Annotated in this window: 15 protein-coding genes; 14 read left to right on the forward strand and 1 reads right to left on the reverse strand. The window is 68.0% G+C overall.

Annotated features, from left to right (window positions below):
- The 7 genes from HZB25_03950 to HZB25_03980 all read left to right on the forward strand — a co-directional run bounded on the left by HZB25_03950 (position 1) and on the right by HZB25_03980 (position 11321).
- Complete coding sequence (locus HZB25_03950) at positions 1 to 915, forward strand: hypothetical protein (protein ID MBI5836378.1); 915 nt, start codon at positions 1 to 3, stop codon at positions 913 to 915.
- Positions 915 to 4988: a DNA gyrase subunit A gene (gene gyrA, locus HZB25_03955; GenBank protein ID MBI5836379.1), complete on the forward strand. Its 4074-nt coding sequence runs from the start codon at positions 915 to 917 to the stop codon at positions 4986 to 4988. The genes HZB25_03950 and gyrA overlap by 1 nt, the downstream gene beginning before the upstream one ends.
- 14 nt (positions 4989 to 5002) lie before the next feature.
- Positions 5003 to 5677, forward strand: coding sequence for a redox-sensing transcriptional repressor Rex (locus HZB25_03960; GenBank protein MBI5836380.1), 675 nt, complete (start codon positions 5003 to 5005; stop codon positions 5675 to 5677).
- Positions 5674 to 6522 carry a DMT family transporter gene (locus tag HZB25_03965; protein MBI5836381.1) on the forward strand — a complete coding sequence of 283 codons (849 nt, stop codon included), beginning with the start codon at positions 5674 to 5676 and terminating at the stop codon, positions 6520 to 6522. The genes HZB25_03960 and HZB25_03965 overlap by 4 nt, the downstream gene beginning before the upstream one ends.
- Positions 6523 to 6602: 80 nt before the next feature.
- Complete coding sequence (locus tag HZB25_03970) at positions 6603 to 7682, forward strand: pyridoxal phosphate-dependent aminotransferase (GenBank protein MBI5836382.1); 1080 nt, start codon at positions 6603 to 6605, stop codon at positions 7680 to 7682.
- Positions 7683 to 8010: 328 nt separating this feature from the next.
- Complete coding sequence (locus HZB25_03975) at positions 8011 to 9060, forward strand: esterase (protein ID MBI5836383.1); 1050 nt, start codon at positions 8011 to 8013, stop codon at positions 9058 to 9060.
- Positions 9061 to 9170: 110 nt separating this feature from the next.
- Complete coding sequence (locus HZB25_03980; GenBank protein MBI5836384.1) at positions 9171 to 11321, forward strand: S9 family peptidase; 2151 nt, start codon at positions 9171 to 9173, stop codon at positions 11319 to 11321.
- 50 nt (positions 11322 to 11371) lie between these two features.
- Here the strand turns inward: HZB25_03980 and HZB25_03985 are convergent, their stop codons facing one another.
- Positions 11372 to 11980 carry a flavin reductase family protein gene (locus HZB25_03985; GenBank protein MBI5836385.1) on the reverse strand — a complete coding sequence of 203 codons (609 nt, stop codon included), beginning with the start codon at positions 11978 to 11980 and terminating at the stop codon, positions 11372 to 11374.
- Between the two features lie 254 nt (positions 11981 to 12234).
- Here HZB25_03985 and HZB25_03990 point away from each other — a divergent pair, with 254 nt between their 5' ends.
- From HZB25_03990 to HZB25_04020, 7 genes are all read left to right on the forward strand, one after another.
- A complete protein-coding gene (locus HZB25_03990; protein MBI5836386.1) occupies positions 12235 to 12954 on the forward strand; it encodes a hypothetical protein in 720 nt (239 codons plus the stop codon).
- 55 nt (positions 12955 to 13009) lie between these two features.
- Complete coding sequence (locus tag HZB25_03995) at positions 13010 to 13648, forward strand: hypothetical protein (protein MBI5836387.1); 639 nt, start codon at positions 13010 to 13012, stop codon at positions 13646 to 13648.
- 14 nt (positions 13649 to 13662) lie between these two features.
- Positions 13663 to 14298, forward strand: coding sequence for a DNA-3-methyladenine glycosylase (locus HZB25_04000; protein MBI5836388.1), 636 nt, complete (start codon positions 13663 to 13665; stop codon positions 14296 to 14298).
- Positions 14295 to 14945, forward strand: coding sequence for a hypothetical protein (locus tag HZB25_04005; GenBank protein ID MBI5836389.1), 651 nt, complete (start codon positions 14295 to 14297; stop codon positions 14943 to 14945). The genes HZB25_04000 and HZB25_04005 overlap by 4 nt, the downstream gene beginning before the upstream one ends.
- Before the next feature lie 349 nt (positions 14946 to 15294).
- Positions 15295 to 17496: a hypothetical protein gene (locus tag HZB25_04010; GenBank protein MBI5836390.1), complete on the forward strand. Its 2202-nt coding sequence runs from the start codon at positions 15295 to 15297 to the stop codon at positions 17494 to 17496.
- A gap of 408 nt (positions 17497 to 17904) precedes the next feature.
- Positions 17905 to 19086 carry an SDR family oxidoreductase gene (locus HZB25_04015; GenBank protein MBI5836391.1) on the forward strand — a complete coding sequence of 394 codons (1182 nt, stop codon included), beginning with the start codon at positions 17905 to 17907 and terminating at the stop codon, positions 19084 to 19086.
- Positions 19053 to 20273, forward strand: a complete 1221-nt coding sequence (locus tag HZB25_04020) for a DUF3419 family protein (protein MBI5836392.1) — start codon at positions 19053 to 19055, stop codon at positions 20271 to 20273. The genes HZB25_04015 and HZB25_04020 overlap by 34 nt, the downstream gene beginning before the upstream one ends.
- Positions 20274 to 20276 lie beyond the last annotated feature (3 nt).

A 20276-nucleotide genomic window follows, 5' to 3' on the forward strand; every position in this document is an offset into this window, starting at 1 on the left:
ATGGACATGGATTCCAAATGCGCTCCACCCACCACCACCGTCTATTTCGATTCGAGCACTTATGATCATGCTGACAAGTCGATCGGGGTGGACGCAAGTGACATCAAGCTCGTTGAGCGGGCATTTGCGTCAGGTGCGTACTCCCTCGAATTCGGCGTCCATGTGCTCGAGGAGTGGATGCGCTGGGCGGCTCGATCCGCACCGGATCGTCAACAAACCCTGGGTCAAATTCAACTTGCCCGGAGATGGGTGAATCCGAAGCGCATATTTCGGCAGCATCGAGACCTCGCAATGGAAGCAGTGATTGCGGCCTTTTCCGGCTCTAGGCTTCCTGAGCCCTTTGAATACCGAGAGGACTATCTCTGTGGCGCTTTGGAGGACTTGCTGTCCTCCGATGGTGAGGCGGCTGAGGCCGAGCGTCGCCGCCTCTCCAGTTGGGTTGACGAGAGAATCTCGGAGTTCAACGACCTCATCTTGAGCACGGCCCCGGAGTTGATGGAGGCGTGGTCCTCTAAGAGGCGTGGCGCCACGATCGAAGCAAAGTCGTTGTATTTCTACGAGCAACGGTTGAAATCAGCCGTCAGTTTTGCCAGGACTACGCGCTTCGCTCCGATAACTCCTGAGGTCGTCGAACGTATACTGGCTACGCCATTCACAAAAGGCTACTGCGAAGCAGCGGCGTCTTTGCTCTGCAGCTACAGATTCGATGGCCGACGAGTGGATGCAGGTGACTCGCGTGACCTGATGCACGCAGCGCTAGCAGCACACACACAGATCTTCGTCACTGAAGACGCCAGGTTCGCGAAAGTGCTGAAGAGAATCCCAGCCCGTGGTTACGAGGTCATGTCACTTCCTGAGTTTGTTCACGCCGTTCGGGCCTGCGTCGGCACCACACAACTATCAGGGGTAGCCTGATGTCCACACCCTTTGACCACCGCCAGAAGATCGTCCCGATCAACATCGAGGACGAGATGCGGAGCTCCTACATCGACTATTCGATGTCGGTCATCGTGTCGCGGGCGCTGCCCGACGTGCGCGACGGGCTGAAGCCCTCGCAGCGCCGCATCCTGGTGGCGATGCACGACCTGAACCTGATGCCCGGCAGGGGCTACCGCAAGTGCGCCAAGATCGCCGGCGACACCTCCGGCAACTACCACCCGCACGGCGAGCAGGTGGTGTACCCCACGCTGGTGCGCATGGCGCAGGACTTCAACATGCGCTACCCGCTGGTCGACGGGCAGGGAAATTTCGGCTGCTTCACCGGCGAGACCCGCATCAAGCTCCTTGATGGCACTACGAAGAGCTTCGCTGAACTTGCCGCCCTTGGACCCAAGGCAACATTCCACGTGTATTCGGTTGATGCTTCGGGCCGGATCGTCGTGGGCTTGGGCCGGAATGCCAGGGTTACCCGGCGCGGGGCGCCGCTGGTGGAGGTCACACTCGACAGCGGCGAGCGGATCCGCTGCACGCCGGACCACCGATTCCTGCTTCGGGATCGAACCTACAAGGAAGCGCGTGCGTTGAGCCCGAGTGACAGCCTCATGCCCGGGTACTTCGATTGGGCTCCGGTCAAGCCGGGCCTGAACGGCTACTTGCGGGTCCACCAGCCGAAGTCCGACCGCTGGGAGTTTGTCCATCACCTGGCTGACGAGTTCAATGCAGCCCGGGGGCTGGCGAAGCCGACCGGCCGGGCATTCGTCCGTCACCACGAGAATTTCAACCGCGCGGACAATCGTCCCGACAATATCCGGCGAATGGGATTCCTCGAGCACTTGCACCTGCATGCGGCACAGCTCAAGGAACTGTGGACCGACGGCGCATTCCGCCAGGCCCAGCGCGCGGGCGTCCTCCGCTACTACCGGGAGCACCCCGAGGCGCGGGATGCCCGGCGGCTGCGGTTCGCGAAACAGAATCGTGATCCCCGATTCCGGTCGGAGAACGGCATCCGCCTCTCCAGATCGCTGCGGATGCGGTTGGCGGCCGACCCGCAGGCGCGTGGGCGGATCTCCACTCGCATGAGGGAACTCTGGCAGGACCCGGATTACCGGCTCCGCATGTCGGCCGCCTTGAAGGGAGTGGAGAAGACACCGCTCTCCCCGGACCAGAAGCGGCTCGTGGCCAGGATCATCAGCGAGAAGAGCCGTGCGATGTGGCAGGACCCAGCCAAGCGGGCGGAGATCTCCAAGGCAATCATCCGGGCCCTGGAATCCGACGCCGTCAGGGCAAAGCTCCGTGAAAACGCCGCTGCGAACTGGCGCAATGCCGAGTACCGCTCGAAGTTCGCCCCCGACCACGCCTCGAGGATGGCGCACGCTCTCTGGAGCGATCCGTCCACCCGGGAAGTCCACCGGGCGAAGATCGCCAGGCAATGGTGCGATTCGGAATTCCGGTTGGCGCAGCGCGAAGGCGTCCGCGCCTCGAACCTTCGGCGCCTCGCTCAAGACCCGAGCCTAATGCACCGGTTGGCGGGCCAATCCGCAGAGTTGCTGACTCGCTGCTGGAAGCGCCCCGAGTACCGCTCGCAGGTGATGCGTTCGAAGATCGCACGGTACGCGTCCGGGTTGCTGGCGCAGGGCGTGCCGCTGACGCCCGAGGCATACGAAGCCAACCGCCAGCAGGCGTGGGTGCCGCGATTGCGGACCGCCCTGAACTACTTCCACGACTTCGACGAGCTCGTGCAGACGGGCCGGACCTACAACCACCGCGTCGTCTCCGTCCGCGCGCTCGCTGAAACCGCCGAGGTCTACGACATCACCGTGGACGAGCACCACAACTTCCTCCTCGACGCCGGCATCTTCGTGCACAACTCCATCGATGGCGACGCAGCGGCCGCGATGCGATACACCGAGGCGCGCCTCACCGCGGTGGCCGCGGACCTGCTCCGCGACATCGAGAAGAACACCGTTGATTTCAAGCCCAACTACGACGAGACGCGCGAGGAACCGCTGGTCCTGCCCAGCGTGGTGCCCAACCTGCTCCTGAACGGTAGCAGCGGCATCGCCGTGGGCATGGCCACCGAGATCCCGCCGCACAACCTGAACGAGATCGCCGACGCGGTCGCGCTGATCATCGACAAGCCCGAGGCCACCGAGGACGAGCTCTTCGAGATCGTCAAGGGCCCGGACTTCCCGACCGGCGGCATCATCTACGGCGTGCAGGGCATCCGCGACTGCTACCGCACCGGCCGCGGCCTGATGCAGGTCCGCGCCCGCGTGGGCAGCGAGACCGACCCCAAGGGCCGCGAGAGCCTGGTGGTCACGCAGATTCCCTACCAGGTGAACAAGACCACGCTGCTGGAGAAGATCGCCGACCTGGTGAAGGAAGGCCGCGTGGACGGCATCTCCGACCTGCGCGACGAGTCCGACCGCGACGGCATGCGCATCGTCATCGAGCTGAAGAAGGACGCGCAGAGCCGCGTGGTGCTGAACAACCTGTTCAAGCACACCCAGCTGCAGACCACCTTCGGCGGCAACATGCTGGCGCTGGTGAACAGCCGGCCCGAGACGCTGCCGTTGCGCCGCATCCTCGACCTGTACGTGGAGTTCCGCCGCGAGGTGGTGGTCCGCCGTACCCAGTTCGACCTGGACGAGGCGGAGAAGCGCGCGCACATCCTGGAGGGCTACAAGATCGCGCTCGACAACATTGACGCGATCATCGCCCTGATCAAGAAGTCCAAGGACACCGAGACCGCCCGCGTCGGGCTCATGAGCAGCTTCAAGCTCTCCGAGATCCAGGCCACCGCGATCCTGGAAATGCGGCTGCAGCGGCTCACCGGCCTGGAGCGCAAGAAGATCGAGGACGAGTACGCGGCCGTCATCAAGCTCATCGAGGAGCTGAAGAGCATCCTCGCCAGCCCGGCCAAGGTGCTGCACATCATCAAGACCGAGATCCTGGAATTGAGGAAGCGCTTCGGCGACGAGCGCCGCACCGAGATCGTGGCCGCCGAGACGGAGATCGAGTTGCTCGACCTGATCCCCAAGGAGGACATGGTCGTCACCGTCTCGCACATGGGCTACACCAAGCGCCTGCCGACCACCGCGTACAAGTCGCAGCGGCGCGGCGGCAAGGGCCTGATCGGGGCCGGCACCAAGGAAGAGGACTGGGTGGAGCACCTGTTCATCGCCTCCACCCACAACTACATCCTGTACCTCACCGACCGCGGCCGCTGCTACTGGCTCAAGGTGCACGAGATCCCGCAGGCGGGCCGCGCGGCGCGCGGCAAGCCCATCGTGAACCTGATCGAGGTCAGCAAGGACGAGCGCGTGAGCGCGGTGGTGCCGGTGAAGGAGTTCGACGACCAGCACTTCCTGGTGATGGCCACCCGCGGCGGCGTGATCAAGAAGACGGTGCTCTCGGCCTACGGCAACCCGCGCCGTGCGGGCATCAACGCCGTGGACCTGGACGAGGGCGACGTGCTGATCGAGGCCACCATCACCGACGGCACACAGGACATCATCCTCGCCAAGCGGCAGGGCAAGGCCATCCGCTTCCACGAGCAGGAAGTGCGTTCCATGGGCCGCACCGCTCACGGCGTGAAGGGCGTGGAGCTGGAGGAGGGGGACTCCGTGGTGGGCATGGTCGCGGTGAAGCGCGACGCCACGCTGCTCACGGTCACCGCCAACGGCTACGGCAAGCGCAGCGAGATCTCCGAGTACCGCATCAGCCACCGCGGCGGCCTGGGCATCATCACCATCAAGACCACCGAGCGGAACGGCGAGGTGGTGGGGGTGAAGGAGGTCGTGGACGGCGACCAGCTTATGCTGATGAGCCGCAACGGCCAGATGATCCGCACCCGCGTCAGCGACATCGGCGTCATGGGCCGCAACACCCAGGGCGTGCGCCTGATGAACCTCCAGTCCGACGACCTGCTGGTGGACGTGGCCCGCGCGGTGGCCGAGGAAGAGGAAGGCCTCGCCGACAACGGCGAGACCAATGGCGCGGAAGCCGCCGACACCAACGGCTCCGACGACGGGGGCGACGAGAAGTAATCGGCGAGCCACACATGGCCATGAAGCTCTCCCGGATCTCCGACTCCACAGTCCGCCGCCTGTGCGGCTACCACCGCGTGCTCGAGGAGTTGTTGCAGGAGGGCCGCAAGGTGGTCTCCAGCCGCCGCCTGGCGGAGCGCGCGGGCGTGTCCAGCGCGCAGGTGCGCAAGGACCTCTCGTACTTCGGCAGCTTCGGCAAGCGCGGGCTGGGCTACAACGTGCCCCGGCTGCACGACGAGATCCGCGCCATCCTGGGGCTCGACCGCCGCTGGCCGTGCGCGCTGGTGGGCGCGGGGCACATCGGCCGCGCCCTGTATTCCTACCAGGAGTTCCGCCGCCGCGGCTTCGAGATCGTGGCGGTCTTCGACGCCGCCGAGGAGGTCGTGGGGCAGGCCTGGGGCGAGCTCGAGATCCAGCACGTGCGCCGGCTGGTGCCGGAGTGCCGGGCGAAGGGCGTGAAGATCGGCATCGTGGCCACGCCCGCGCGCGCCGCCCAGGAGGTGACCGACCTGCTGGTGGAGGCCGGCGTGACCGGGATCCTGAACTTCGCCCCCCGCAAGCTGACGCTGCCGGCGGAGGTGCACCTGCGCCACGTGAACATGACCATCGAGTTCGAGAGCCTCTCCTTCTCGCTGCGCGCCGCCGAGTCGCGCGGCCGCCGGCGCCGCGCGGTGCCCGTCGGGGAATGACCCGCCGCGAGTCGCTGGTCGCCGACGGCGCGCTGGCGCTGACCACCGTCATCTGGGGCACCACCTTCCCGCTCAACAAGCAGATCCTCGAGATCCTCCCGCCGTTCGGCTTCATGTGCCTGCGCTTCGTGCTGGCCACCGTGGCCCTGGCGCTGGTCGCCCGCGGCTCGCTGGCGCGCCTGGACCGCCGCGCCTGGGGCGCCGCGCTGCTGCTCTCCGCGCTGCTGTTCCTCGGCTTCGCGTTCCAGCTCTACGGGCTGCGCATGACCACGCCCACCAAGAACGCGTTCCTGACCAGCGTGTCGGTGCCCATGGTGCCGTTCATCGGACTCTGGATCCTGCGCCATCGTCCCGGGATCGCCTCCTGGATCGGCTGCGGCCTGGCCTTTGCCGGATCGCTGATCCTCACCTACCAGCCGGGGATCCTGATCGGTCCGGGCGACCTGCTGACGCTGGTGTGCGCGCTGTGCTTCGCGGTGCAGATCGTGATGATGTCGAAGCTCATGCCGGGCCGCAGCGCCACGGCCATGACCACGGCGGTGTGCCTGTGCACGGCGCTGTTCTCGGGCGCGGCCTGGTTCGTGTTTCGCGAGCCGCGGATCGACCCGGCCGTGGTGCCGTGGGGGGCGATGCTGTGGCTGGGGGTGATCGCCAACGGCATCCCGCTGCTGGTGCAGAGCTGGGCCCAGAAGCACACCACGGCGGTGCACGTGGCCGTCATCTACGCGCTGGAGCCACTGTTCGCCGCGTTGTTTTCCTACCTGTGGCTGGGCGACCAGATGACCCCGCAGGCCTGGGTGGGCGGGGGAGTGATCCTGGCCGGAGTGGTGGTCTCGGAGCTGTAGGATCGCCCGGGCCGGACGCCGTCCCGGAGATGTTGCCGGAGAGCGTCGCGCCCGGCCGGCGCATACGACGGAGAAGTCGAATGACCCCATCGCGCCCCACCGGGGCCGACTACATGGAATGGGCCAAGCAAGTCCGCCCCCGGGCGCGCTACTCGCTGGCCCTCTCCGGCGTGCCGTGCGTGACGCGCGTGGAACTGGGCCTTAGGCTCGAGGACCTCGAGCTGTGCGGTCCCAACGAGTACGGAAATCTGCCGCTGCGCGAGGCGCTGGGCGCGCGCTACGGCGTGGACGCCGCGCACGTGCTGCTGGCCGAAGGCACCAGCATGGCCAACGCGCTGCTGGCTGGCGCGCTGCTGCAGCCCGGCGAGCGGGTGCTGGTGGAATCACCCGGCTATGAGCCGCTGCCGCGCATCGCCGAGCTGTTCGGCGCGGAGACCGTGCCGTTGCCGCGCCGCTTCGAGGACGCCTTCCAGGTGGACGAGGAAGTGCTCGCTCGCGAGCTGCGCGGCGGAGCAAAGCTGGTGTGGCTCACCAACCTCCACAACCCCAGCGGGGCGCTCATCCCGCGCGCGGTGCTGGAGCGGATCCACAGGCAGGTGGAAGCCGCCGGCGCGTGGCTGGGAGTGGACGAAGTGTACCTGCCCTTCGTGGAGGGCGAACCCTCCGCAGCATCTCTGGGGCCCCGCGCCATCGTCACCACCTCGTTCACCAAGGCGCTGGGCCTCTCGGACATCCGGATGGGCTGGGCCGTGGGGGACCCCGCGGTACTGGACCGCGCCCGTCGGCTGCACGGCATCTTCGCGGCGCAGACCTCCTATCCCAGCGTGTGCATCGCCCGCGTGGCCGTGCCGCAGATGGACCGCCTGGCCGAGAGAGGCCGCCGCATCGCCGCCGAAGGCCGCGCCGTCCTGGACCCGTGGCTCGCCGAACACCCCGAAATCCGCGAAGTCCGCCCCGCCGGAGGCCTGGTCAGCTTCCCCCGCCTCCCCGAGGGAACCGACGACGCCCGGCTGGTGGAGCGCCTGATGAAACAGTTCGACACCGTGGCCGTCCCCGGTCACTATTTCCAGGCCCCCGGCCACCTGCGCCTGGGAGTGGGCGCGCCGCCGGAGGAGTTGCGCGAGGCGCTGCGACGTCTGGGGCAGGCGCTGGAGCAGTAAGAAACTGATGTAGGGCAGGCACTCACGGTTGCTACGGATGGCCGAGCGTCTCGGGAAGCATGAATGCCCGGACACAGCACATCGACGCACGGCCCTGCAGGATCCTCTCCCGCGGTGCGAGTGTACCCCTCACGGTGCGTCTGCGACCGACGGAGCCAGGGATGGAGGAGGAGGGAGCAGCCGCAGCGAGGCGGAGCAGGATGCGGAGCCGAGCGGGCCGTGAGGGGTACACTCGCACCGCGGGAGAGGTCTCCGAGGACGCATCTTCAGGCGGACAGCCGCGCAGGTACGCAGGCATGAATGCCTGACCTACACATGAGGAGCCACCATGCCACCCAAGCGCAAGCTCCCCCGCCGCGACCGCGCCGCCGAAGCCGCCAGCGCCGCCGCCGGCACCGTGGTCCTGGAACGCATCGCCAGCCGGGTCCTGCGCGGCAACCCCCTGGGCGACCCCTCGGTGCGCACCGTGCCGGTGTACCTTCCGCCCGGCTACGACGACGGCAACCGCCGCTACCCGGTGATCTACCTGCTCACCGGCTTCACCGGCTTCGGGCTGATGAGCCTCAACCGCTCGCACTTCACCGAGGCCATGGACCAGCGGCTGGACCGGCTGATCCTTTCCGGCGCCATGAAGCCGTGCATCGTGGTGATGCCCGACTGCATCACCACCTTCGGCGGCAGCCAGTACCTCAACTCCCGCTCCACCGGACGCTACATGGACCACCTGGTGCGCGAACTGGTGCCCTACGTGGACCGCTTCTACCGCACCAGGCCCGGCCCGCGCCACCGCGCGGTGGTGGGCAAGTCCTCCGGCGGCTACGGCGCTCTGATGCTGGGCCTGCTGCACCCCGAAATCTTCGGCGCCGTGGGCAGCCACAGCGGCGACATGTGCTTCGAGTACTGCTACCTGCCCGACATTCCCGCCGCGTGCACCGAGATGGGCAGGGCCGGCGGGCCGGAAGCCTGGCACCGCAGGTTCCAGGCGAAGCGGAAGAAGACGCACGACGACCTCAAGGTACTCAACATCGTCGCCATGACCACCTGCTACTCGCCGGACCCGCGCGGCCCCCTGGGCTGCGAGTTCCCCTTCGACCTGCAGACCGGCGAACTGCGGGCGCGGACGTGGAGGAAGTGGCTGGCGCTGGACCCGCTGCGACTGCTGCCGTCGCGCGCGAAGGCCCTGCGCGGCATGCGCCTGGTCTACCTGGACGCCGGCTCGCGCGACGAGTGGAACCTGCACCTGGGTGCGCGCATGTTCTCCCGGAAGGCGAAGCAGCTGAAGATCCGGCACGTGTTCCAGGAGTTCGACGACGGTCATATGGACGTCCAGTATCGCTATGACGTGTCCCTGCCGTTGCTGGCGAAGGCCATCTCGTAATTGCAGGGCAGGCACTCATGCCTGCCGAGACTCTACCTGGGAATCGCTGGCAGGGATGAATGCCTGCCCTACCTGGTGCCCCCGCGCCGTCACAAGGAGAACTACCATCCATGCACGCGACCTGTTCCTCCTCCACCGCCGGCGCCTCCGTCCTGGCGCTCGCGCTCCTGCTCCTGCCCGCCGTGGCCGGCGCGGCCGAGTCCAAGGCCGGCCCGGTGTCGGGGCGGCCCGACTACCCGCCCACGCAGGTCCGCGCCGTGAATGACACGCTGCACGGCACCGTGATCACCGACCCGTACCGCTGGCTGGAAGGCGACGACGAGGCGGTGAGGGCCTGGACGGCCACGCAGAACAAGTTCACCCAGGAGCGTCTCGCCGCCTGGCCCGGCCGCGCTGCGCTCCGCGCGCGGTTCGAGAAGCTCTTCGCCATCCCCGACGTGGGCGCGCCCTCCGTGTACGGCCGGCGCTACTTCAGCACCCGGCGCGACGGCCTGCAGAACCACGCCGTGGTGTACGTGCGCGAGGGCCAGTTCGACGGTCCGGCGAAGCCGGTGCTGGATCCCAACACGTTCAGCCAGGACGGCACCGTGGCCCTCGACTGGCGCTACACCTCGCCGGACGGCGGGCGCATCGCCTACGGCAAGTCCGCGGGCGGCGACGAGCAGAGCACGCTGTACGTGCGCGACGTGGCCACCGGCAGGGACCTTCCGGACATGATCCCCAACACCGCACGGGCATCGGTGGCGTGGGACCCCGACGGCAACGGGTTCAGCTACACGCGCCACCCGGCCAGGGGCGAGGTGCCTGCGGGCCAGGAGGTCTTCCACGTGAAGATCTACCACCACAGGATCGGTGACGACCCGTCAAAGGACGTCGTGGTGGTGGGCAAGGAGGGAAGGGCCTTCCAGGAGAACCTGGGCGTGGGCGCCTCCGCCGACTGGAAGTGGCTGTTCTACAGCCGCTCTCTGGACTGGGCCAAGAACGACCTGTTCGTGCGCGCCAACGGCGCCGGCGAGCCCTTCCGCCCGGTGGCCGTGGGCCTGGACGGCCGCGTGGGCGGCGACGGCTACAAGGGCACACTCTACCTGCTGACCAACGTGAACGCGCCGCGCTATCGCGTGGTCACCGCCCCGCCGGCCACGCCGGAGCCCGCGAACTGGAAGGAACTGATCCCGCAGCAGACCGGGGTGATGGACGGCATGGACATCATCGCCGGCAGAATCGTGCTGCTGGTGAGCGAGGCCGCCGTGTCGCACGTCTACCTGTACTCGCTGGACGGGAAGCTGGAGAAGGAAATCCCCATGCCGGCGCCCGGCACGGTGACCGGCATCTCGGGAGACCCCGACGGCGCCGAGATGTTCTTCCGCTTCGACTCCTTCACCTACCCCGGGTCCATCTACCGCTACGACTTCGCCACCGGCGCGCTTGCCTTGGTGGACCGCGCCGATGCCGACTTCGACCCCGCGGACTTCGAAACCCGCCAGGTCTTCGCCGAGTCGAAGGATGGCACCCGCGTGCCGCTGTTCGTGGTGTACAAGCGCGGGCTGCACCTGGACGGCGCCCGCCCCGCGCTGCTCAGCGGCTACGGCGGCTTCGCCGTCACCGAGGCGCCGCGGTTCCGCGCGTCCGTGATGGCGTGGCTGGAGCATGGCGGCGTGTTCGCCTCGGCGTGCCTGCGCGGCGGGGACGAGTACGGGCGCGAGTGGCACGAGGCCGGCCGGCTGGGGCGGAAGCAGAATGTGTTCGACGATTTCCACGCCTGCGCCGAGTGGCTGATCGGGAACCGCTTCACCAGCCCGGAGAAGCTGGCGGCCTCCGGCGGTTCCAACGGCGGGCTGCTCGTGGGCGCTGCGCTGACCCAGCGGCCGGATCTGTTCCACGCCATCCTGTGCCAGGTGCCGCTGCTGGACATGCTGCGCTACGACAAGTTCCTGATCGGGAAGTACTGGGTCCCCGAGTACGGCACCGCCGACGACGCGAAACAGTTCGAGTGGCTGAAGGCCTACTCACCCTACCAGAACGTGAAGCCCGGGACGAAGTACCCCGCCACGCTGTTCACCGCGGGCGAGGGCGACAGCCGCGTCCACCCGCTGCACGCCCGCAAGATGGCGGCGCTGGTGCAGGCCCAGACCGGCGGCGACGCTCCGATCCTGTTGCGGGTGGAGGGCAAGGCGGGGCACGGTCAGGGCAAGCCCACCTCGAAGCGGCTGGACGAGGCGGTGGACCTGTACGGCTTCCTGATGTGGCAGCTGGGGATGTAGGTGTGCCCGCCCCGCCTTCCCGGTGTGGCCGGCGGGGAGCGCGGGGGCGCCTACTTCACCTTGGGCCGGATCATCTCGAAGATGTCGTTCACCCGGCAATACTGCGGGCCGCCCAGGCGGCCCACCGCACCCAGCTTGGGCGTGTCCACGCGCATCTTGTCGGTGAGGTAGAGGTCGTCGCGCACGTGGATGCACAGGATCTCGCCGAAGATCACGGTGTTGGGGCTCTTGCCGACTTCCATCAGGTTTACGGCGTGGCACTCGAAGCGCACCGGGGACTCCTCCACCCCCGGCGGCTTGACAATGGCGCTGGGGCAGGGCGTGAGCCCGGCCACCTCGAACTCGTCCACGCCGTAGGGATAGTCGCCGCTGGCCAGGTTCATCTGCTCGGCGATCTCCTCCACCACCATGTTCACCACGAACTCGCGGTTTGCTCTTATGTTGCGCACGGTGTCCTTCGGGCCCGTCGGGCGGTGCTCGACGGACACCGCCAGCATCGGCGGCCGGCTGCCCACCCCCATGAAGAAGGAGAAGGGAGCCAGGTTCAGGCCCCCGTCCTCGCCCACGGTGGAAATAAACGCGATGGGGCGCGGCACGAGGGCGCTGATCATCAGCTTGTAGGCCTGGTCATGGGTCAGGGTGTTGAGGTCAATCCGCATGCGTGCCTCCGAATGGGTACCTCGCACGGGCGCCGGCGCGCGGATGGGACACCCGGCCCGGGCCCGGCCCGGCCCTCCGCGGGGGGCCCAAGATCGTTTGACACTGTATTCCCCGGGGGATAATCTACCGCAGGCTTCCTCGCGATGCGCGGACAATCGCTTCCTGGGTGTCCGCGTGTCCGGCTGGGCGTCGGCCGCGCGATGGACTCGCGACGGGACTGCCGCCGTACCACCCCTCTCAACGATCGAGGTGCATGAAGATGAAGCGTACCCTCATTCTGACCCTTGCCATGGCCGTCCTGCTTACCGCCACCGCGCACGCCCAGTTCTTCGGCCAGTTCGGCCCGCTCGGCCAGAGCGGCCCCGGCGGCCTCTCGGAATTCGGCGTCTACACCAGCTTCGCCAGCGGCACTTCCATCGCGGCGACCGGCATGGTGCGCCTGGGCATGGGCAAGAAGATGGACCTGGGCATCCAGGCCGGCTTCTGCAAGACCAGCAACAGCGGCCCGACCTCTTTCGGGGCGCAGCTGGACAGCCGCATTGACTTCGCGCACCCGATCCAGGGCAACGACAGATTCAAGCTGGGCGCCGACATCGCTGCCGGATTCAGCCACACCGGTGCCACCACCGTGGAGGTCTTCGGAAGCAGCTACACCACGGAAAGCTCGAACGTGTTCATGGTGAACGGCGTGCCGTGCGTGAGCATCTCCGCGCCGGCCGGCTCGGGCTCGATCTCCGGCTGGGGCGGCGTGGGCATCGAGCTGGACGCTGCCTCCGGCAACACCGCCACCTCCGGCCTGATCCGCATCGGCGGCGAGTTCGACTTCTCCAAGTCCATGGGCGTGGTGGCCGAGTGGAACCACCTCACCGCGGGTGGCGGCGGGGACGCATTTTCCGTGGGCGTGAACTTCCTGAAGAGCAACCAATACAGCGGCTCCAGGGTCAAAGTGACGCCCCCCGCGAAGAAGAAGTAGGCGATTCCAAGGTTGGCGCGCCCGGCCCGTCCGGGCGCGCCGACGGAGAACCACGATGAAAACCACCGTCCGCACCCTGGCTGCGCTACTCCCGCTGCTGTGCCTCGCCGCGTTCGCGCGGCCGGCGCACGGGCAGTATCTCGGCCAGTTCGGCCCCCTGAACCGCATGGGGGACGGGCAGAAGTCTCTCGGTCTGTACCTCGGTTCCGGGCCGGTGGGCCTGGGCCCGCTGGCGGAGGTGCGCGCGAACTACGGTTCGCACGGCACCGTGGGGGTGCAGGCCGGCCTGGCGGACAAGATATTCGCCCTGCAGGGAGACCTGCGCGCGGGCATCATGGGCACCGGCGGCGACTTCCCCGTGGAGTTGGGGGGCGAGCTGGCCGGCGGCCTGGTGACCGGCGGCGGCGACACCGGCATCTACGGGCAGCTGGTCCCCGCCCTGAGCTTCGAGGTTGACGCGGGCAGCGGGCAGTCGTGGGCCGGCTGGGCCGGCCTGGGCTACCGGGTCACCGCGTCGAACAAGCGAATCGGCAGCGGCGCGGGGATCTTCCGCGTCGGCGGGCGGTTCACCTTCTCGCGCCAGCTCGGCATGGCGGCGAACCTGGAGGACGTGGCCGGCTCCGGCCACCTGCTGGTGGGCGTGGAATACCGCTTCGGCGGCGGCGGTGCGTCCAACGTCCCGGGAGGCCGCTGAGCCAGGCGAGACGGATGTCGGCGCTGAAGAGATCGTTCTACAACAGACCCACCGTGGAGGTGGCCCGGGCGCTCCTGGGCCACCTCCTCGTGCGTTCGGAGGGCGGACGGCTGCTGGTGGGGCGCATCGTGGAGACCGAGGCCTACGTCGGCGAGGAGGATCCCGCGTGCCACGCGGCGCGCGGCCGCACCGCGCGCAACGAGGTGATGTACGGACCTCCCGGCTATTCCTACGTGTACTTCACGTACGGCATGCACCATTGTCTGAACGCGGTCACCGAGCGCGAGGGTTATCCCGCGGCGGTGCTGCTGCGGGCGGTGGAGCCGCTGGCGGGTGTGGAGAGAATGTGCGAGCGCCGCGGGATCCAGCGCTCCGGCGAAGGCGCGGCCCCGGATCCCCGCATCGCCTCCGGCCCCGCGCGCCTTGCGCAGGCCTTCGGCCTCACGCGCGAACACAGCCGGCTGGACCTCACGCGTGACGACGGCGCGCTGCGGATCGAGCGCGCCGGCCCACGCCGCCGCGAGCGCGTGGGAGTGAGCGGGCGCATAGGCATCAGCGTGGCGCGCGAGACGCAGTGGCGGTTCTTCATCGAGGGAAACGTGCACGTCTCCAGGGGGCCGCGAGCGGCGGGCGAGGGGAGGGACTCGTGAATATGCTGGCCTCGGGATTGGTGATGCTCACGCTGGCCTTCGGGGCAGCCTGGGCCGAGGCTCCGGCGTGGGCGGATGATGGCGGCGACCCCGGATTGGATTCGCTTTCCACGATGCGGGTGGACTCTCTCAAGGCGTGCCTTCCGGACGCGCGCGAACATCCCGACGGCTGGATCTCGCCGTCCACGGCGGTGGGATTCTCCCTGGCCGCGACAGCCCTTCCGATGGCTGCGGGCGCACTGACCGCCCACCCCGCCTACGAGCAGGGCAGTCAGGTCGCGAGCCGGAGCCTGTTCGCCATCGGGGCCATCGTTGGCCCCTCGGCCGGACGCCTCCTCGCGGGGGGCAGCGGATGGTGGGTCGTATCCCGAGGCGTGATCGTGGCCGGAACCGCCGCAGCCGTGGCCACAGTCAATAGCGATGATCATGACGATTTCTTCGGGGGAACGCTCGCGGATATCATGATCGTCCTGGCCGGGGGCACGCTGCTGGTCATCGACGCATTCATGGACATCGCCACCACACCCCGGACCGTCCGCGCGCACAACGCCCGCTTGGGCGCCGACCCGGGCCGCATCATGGGCCTTGTGCCGGCCGTCTCTCCCAGGACGGGCGCCGCGGGCATCGCGCTCCGCGCGACGTTCTAGCCGGCCGCGGTGTCCTCCCCGCACTCCACCCCGTGCCCATGTCGACTGGCGGATCCTCCCGGCTTCCCAAAACCGGCAATTTGGAGTATAGTATCCGGCTATCAACATAGTTGACCCCGGTGGTGCGTTCGACCCGGTCAGAAAGCCCACGCCCGCCGGGAAGACCCCTTGTTCAAGAGGCTTATTCCGCCGTTGCGGGATGCGCTGCTCGCAGCACACTCCATGCGCGTCCCGCGACTCGGACCGACGAGAGGGGTACATCATGAGGGCCGCCGCCAATCTCCTCGCTACCATTCTGCTTGCATGCCTCCCGGTTGCATCCGCTCAAGCCCAGGATGACGGGGTCATCGTGGCGTGGGGGGACAACAGCTACAACCAGGGCATCGCCCCCGCCGGCACCGGCTACATGAAGATTGCGGCGGGCACCTTCCACGGCCTGGGCATCGGCGCCGACAGCGCGATCGTTGCCTGGGGATGGAACAATCTTGGTCAGTGCGACGTCCCCTGGCCCAACACCGGCTTCGTGGAGGTCGCGGCGGGCCAGTCCTTCAGCCTTGGGCTGAAGTCGGACGGTTCCATCGTGGCCTGGGGCTCCAACTACTACGGTGAGTGCACGATTCCGGCGCCCAACGCGGACTTCGTGGCGATCGCGGCGGGCGTCGCACATGGTCTGGGTCTCAAGTCCGACGGGTCGGTCGTGACCTGGGGGAACAATGAGTACGGTCAGTGCTCCGCCGTTCCCGGCTCCAACTCTGGATTTGTGGCGGTCGCTGCCGGCTTTCTTCACAATCTGGCGCTCCGGTCCGACGGATCTGTCGTCGCCTGGGGGAACAACAACTACCTGGGCTGGCCCTACGGGCCTGCCGGGCAGTGCGACGTCCCCGCGCCGAACTCGAACTTCGTGGGGATCTCCGGCGGCGAGTATCACAGCCTGGGCGTCAAGTCCGATGGCACGGTGGTGGCCTGGGGGGACAACAGTGAGTGGCAGCTCAACATTCCGTCCCCCAACACCGGCTTCGTCAAGGTCGCGGCCGGCCGGACTCACTGCCTGGGTCTCAAGTCCGACGGCAGGATCGTGGGATGGGGAAGATCCAACAATGGCCAGCTCAACGTCCCCTATCCCAACTCCAGATTCGTGGCGATCGCGGCAGGCGCCTACCACAGCCTGGGTCTGAAGGGGTCGGCCACGTGCGCGGGCCTGCTCTACCGGGATGACGATGGTGACTGCGTCAGGGACCCCGGTGAACCGGGCCTCGCCGGATGGACGGTGATCCTGGATCCCGGCGGACACGCGGCGACCACGGGTGCCGACGGACGCTATTCCATGATCATCCGCGACCCCGACCACTACACGCTGCGCGCCATTCCCTACGAGAACTGGACCGTGCCGTGCCCCGCGGGGGGGACGCGCACCTTCGACATCGCGGGTTCGGAGACCCTCACGGGGCTCGATTTCGGCCTCGTTCCAACCCCGGGTGTCCATGACCTGCGCATCACCGTGGCCGGAGGACGGGCGAAGCGCGGGTTCACGAGGACCTGTGCGGTGGCCCTGCGCAACATCGGGACGATGACCGAAGATCCGTGCACCGCCACACTCACCCTGCCGCCGGAGGTGACGTACGTGGACTGCAGCGACGGCGGCGTCTACGACGCGCTGAACAACAGCGTCACCTGGACCGCATCCATGTCCCCCGGGGACGTGCTGACTCGCACCGCGCGGATGGAGGTTCCGGCGTACCTGTCGCTCGGCACGCCCCTCGTGACATACGCGGCAATCGAGCCGTCCGCGCTCGACAGCCACCCGACGGACAACCTCGACCAGGAGGTGCAGCTCGTGGTCGGATCGTGGGACCCGAACGACAAGCAGGTGAGCCCTGATCCGTTTGTTACGCCCGACGGGGTCCTCACGTACAAGGTCAACTTCCAGAATGTCGGTACCGACACCGCCGCCACGGTCGTCCTCCGGGACACGCTGGCAGCGAATCTCGACATGGCCACGGTTGTGGAGGGAGTTGCGAGTCATCCGTACACGTTCACCAGGACCAATCGGGAGCTGCGCTGGACATTCCTCAATATCGGGTTGCCGGACAGCACCGTGGACCCGACCGGCAGCAACGGCTTCGTCAAGTTCACCGTCCGACCGAAGCCCGGGTTGCCAGACTGGACGGTCCTGAACAACCAGGCGGCGGTCTATTTCGACTTCAACGAACCGGTCCTGACCAACATCGCCACCGCGTACGTCATTGCACCGGCAGCGGTGGGAGATCGCGCCCGAAGCGGCGCCCCGCTGGTGAAGTTCGGCAATCCCTACCGGGCGGGCGGGCGGATCTCGCTGGCATCCTTGCCGGATGAGCCCGTCAAGGTCTCGTTGTACGACGTTTCCGGGCGCATGGTCTCCCGGCTGTTCGAAGGCCGGCCGCTGAAGGGCGGCGTGACGCTTTCGTGGAATGGGCGGATGGCCTCGGGGGCGACCGCGAAATCGGGGATCTACTACCTGAGTGTTCGCGGGGAGCGCGTGCGCGTGAGCCGGGGGTTGGTGCTGATCCGCTAGACTGGTTGAGCAGCCGAACAGAAAGTCGGAATCCTACGAGAGGGCGTGCCATTCGGGCGCGCCCCCTCGCGCCGTCTCACATATTCGACTGCCCGTGGTTCAACCGGCGACTACCAATCTCCTGGCAGCCCCCCACGGGGGGTCGCAAGCTTCCCCGCCAAGCAGACACCTGATAACTGGACTCCTTGCCGGCTGATGGCCCTTGTCTGTCCATCCTGACAATCCCCCAATACACCCGAAGTCCACCCCGAGATACTTCCAAGCCCACCGAGCGGAGCCCCCGCGCGCCATCCAACCCCATACTGCATTGTCCCACAAGTACTTGTGCGCCGAGAAATTCCGCGACTCCAATGGCACGCCCCTTGAGATACCACCCCCATGGACCCTGGTATCGAAAGCGAGGCCACCATGACCCCCACCATCCTCCTCACTGGCGCCACTGGCTCTCTCGGCCGGGAACTGCTGCCGCGGCTGATCCGCCGCGCGCCCGGCGCGGAGATGGTGCTGGTGCTGCGCGGAAGTGACGGCGCCGAAGTCGCCTCGCGCCTCGCGGAACTCCGCGACTACCTGCGCGCCTACGCCGGCGCCGCCGCAAGCGGCCGCCTCGAAGCCGTGCGCGGCGACGTGACGCTGCCGCGCCTGGGAATGACCCCCGCGGCGTACGAAGAGCTCGCCAACCGCGTGACGCACATCGTCCACGCCGCCGCGAGCATCGGCCTGAGCCAACCACTAACGGAAGCGCGGCGGGTGAACGTCGGCGGCGCCGCGGAGCTGCTCGCGTTGGCCGAGCGCTGCCGCCGACTGGAGCAGTTCTCGCACGTGAGCACCGCCTACGTGGCCGGCGTTCGGTCGGGACGCATTCCCGAATGCGACCTCGACCGCGGCCAGGGCTTCCGGAACGCCTACGAACAGAGCAAGTTCGAGGCAGAGACGTGGATGCGCGCGCGCATGCCGCGCCTTCCGATCACGGTATTCCGCCCCGCCATCCTGCTGGGAGACTCGCGCGACGGCCACACCTGCAACTTCGCCAACATCTACCTGCCTCTGAAGCTGGTGGCGCGCGGGCTGCTCCGGGACATCCCGGGACGGGCCGACGCGCGCCTGGACCTGGTGCCCACCGACTACGCCGCAGAGGTGATCGCCGAACTCACGATCCACCCGCGGCGGCGCTGCGCCACCTACCACGTGACGGCCGGGATGGAACGCTCGGTCCGCGTCCGTGACCTGCTCGAAGCGGTGATCCACCGCTTCGGCCGGGCCGGAGGCCGGCCACTGCGGTTCCTGGGAACCGGTCACATCTCGCCCGCAACGGAATGTGGGGCCGACGGCGACGCGCTCCGCGCGGACGGTGCCCCCGCGCCTCCGCGCGGCAGCGCCCGCCGCGGAAGCGAGTCGCTGGCATCCTTCTTCGCCTACCTGGACGGCGACCTGGAATTCGACGACGCCACGCTGCGGGCGGACCTGGGCGCCTCGCGCCCGGAGTTCCCTCCGGCGGACGCCTACCTGCCCAACATCCTCGCGTTCTGCGAGGCCACCGCCTGGGGGAGGGACTTGCCGTGGAAAGCACAGCCCTGCAAGAGTGCGGCGTGACCGCCGCGAACGCCGGGAGCGCAAGCGCTGCGAGCGCAATCGGCGGGATCGCGAACCCCGCGACCACCAGCCTTCCGGAAATCCTCGACCGTCCGGTGTTCGAGCGACTCCTCTTCGCCCAGTGCTGGGAAGACCCGCGCATGGACGTGGAGGCGCTCGGGATTCATCGCGGCGATACCGCGCTGGTGGTCACTTCCGGAGGATGCACCGCGCTCTCGCTGGCGCTGCTGGGCCCGGAGCGCGTGATGGCCGTGGACCTCAACGCCGCGCAGGGCTGCCTTCTGGAACTCAAACTCGCCGGCGCCCGGAAGCTGTCCCACGGGCAGTACCTGGAATTGCTCGGCGCGCGCGACGCCCGCCACCGGCTGCAGCTCTATCTCGAGTGCCGCCCCGCGCTCACCGCGCGGGCGCGCGACTACTGGGACCGCCACCCGCACGAGCTGGAGCGCGGAGCGCTGGGCCAGGGCCGCTACGAGCGCTACCTGGGCCTGTTCCGGAAGCTGCTGGAGGTGCTCTACGGCCGCGCGCGCATCGAGCGCCTGTGCGCCATGAACGACTCCGATCAACAGCGCGACTTCTACGAGAGGGAGTGGAACACCCCGCTGTGGCGCGCGTTCTTCCGCGTGTTCTTCTCTCGCCGCTTCCTGGGGGCCGCGGGCCTGGACCCGGCGTTCTTCACCTACGTGGAGAACATCCCGGACTTCGGCGCGCACTTCCTGGGCCTGGCGCGCCACGCGCTCACCGAGCTGCCCGCGCGCGACAACTACTTCCTGCACCAGATCTGCCTGGGCCGCTACCGCGACGAGCGCGACATGCCGCCCTACCTGCTGGCGGAGAACTTCCCGGCCTTGCGCGAGGCCGTGGACCGCGTGGAGATCGTGACCGACGAGGTGGGCGCGCTGCTGCACCGCCTGCCGGACTCCAGCGTGAACGCATTCGCCTACTCCAACGTGTTCGAATGGGTGCCGCCCGCCACCTTCCAGGACATGCTGCGCGAGACGCACCGTGTGGCGCGCCCCGGCGCGCGTATCTGCTATCGCAACCTGCTGGTGCGCCGCAAGCACCCGGCAACGCTCGACGCCCTGTTCCAGCCCGACGACGCGCAGGCCGCGCGCCTGCTCTGGCAGGACCGTTCCTTTGTCTACTCGCACTTTGAGGTGGCGGAGGTCAGGAAGGGTACGAGGTGACGC

The organism is Candidatus Eisenbacteria bacterium, from assembly GCA_016235265.1.
Taxonomy (GTDB): domain Bacteria; phylum Eisenbacteria; class RBG-16-71-46; order RBG-16-71-46; family JACRLI01; genus JACRLI01.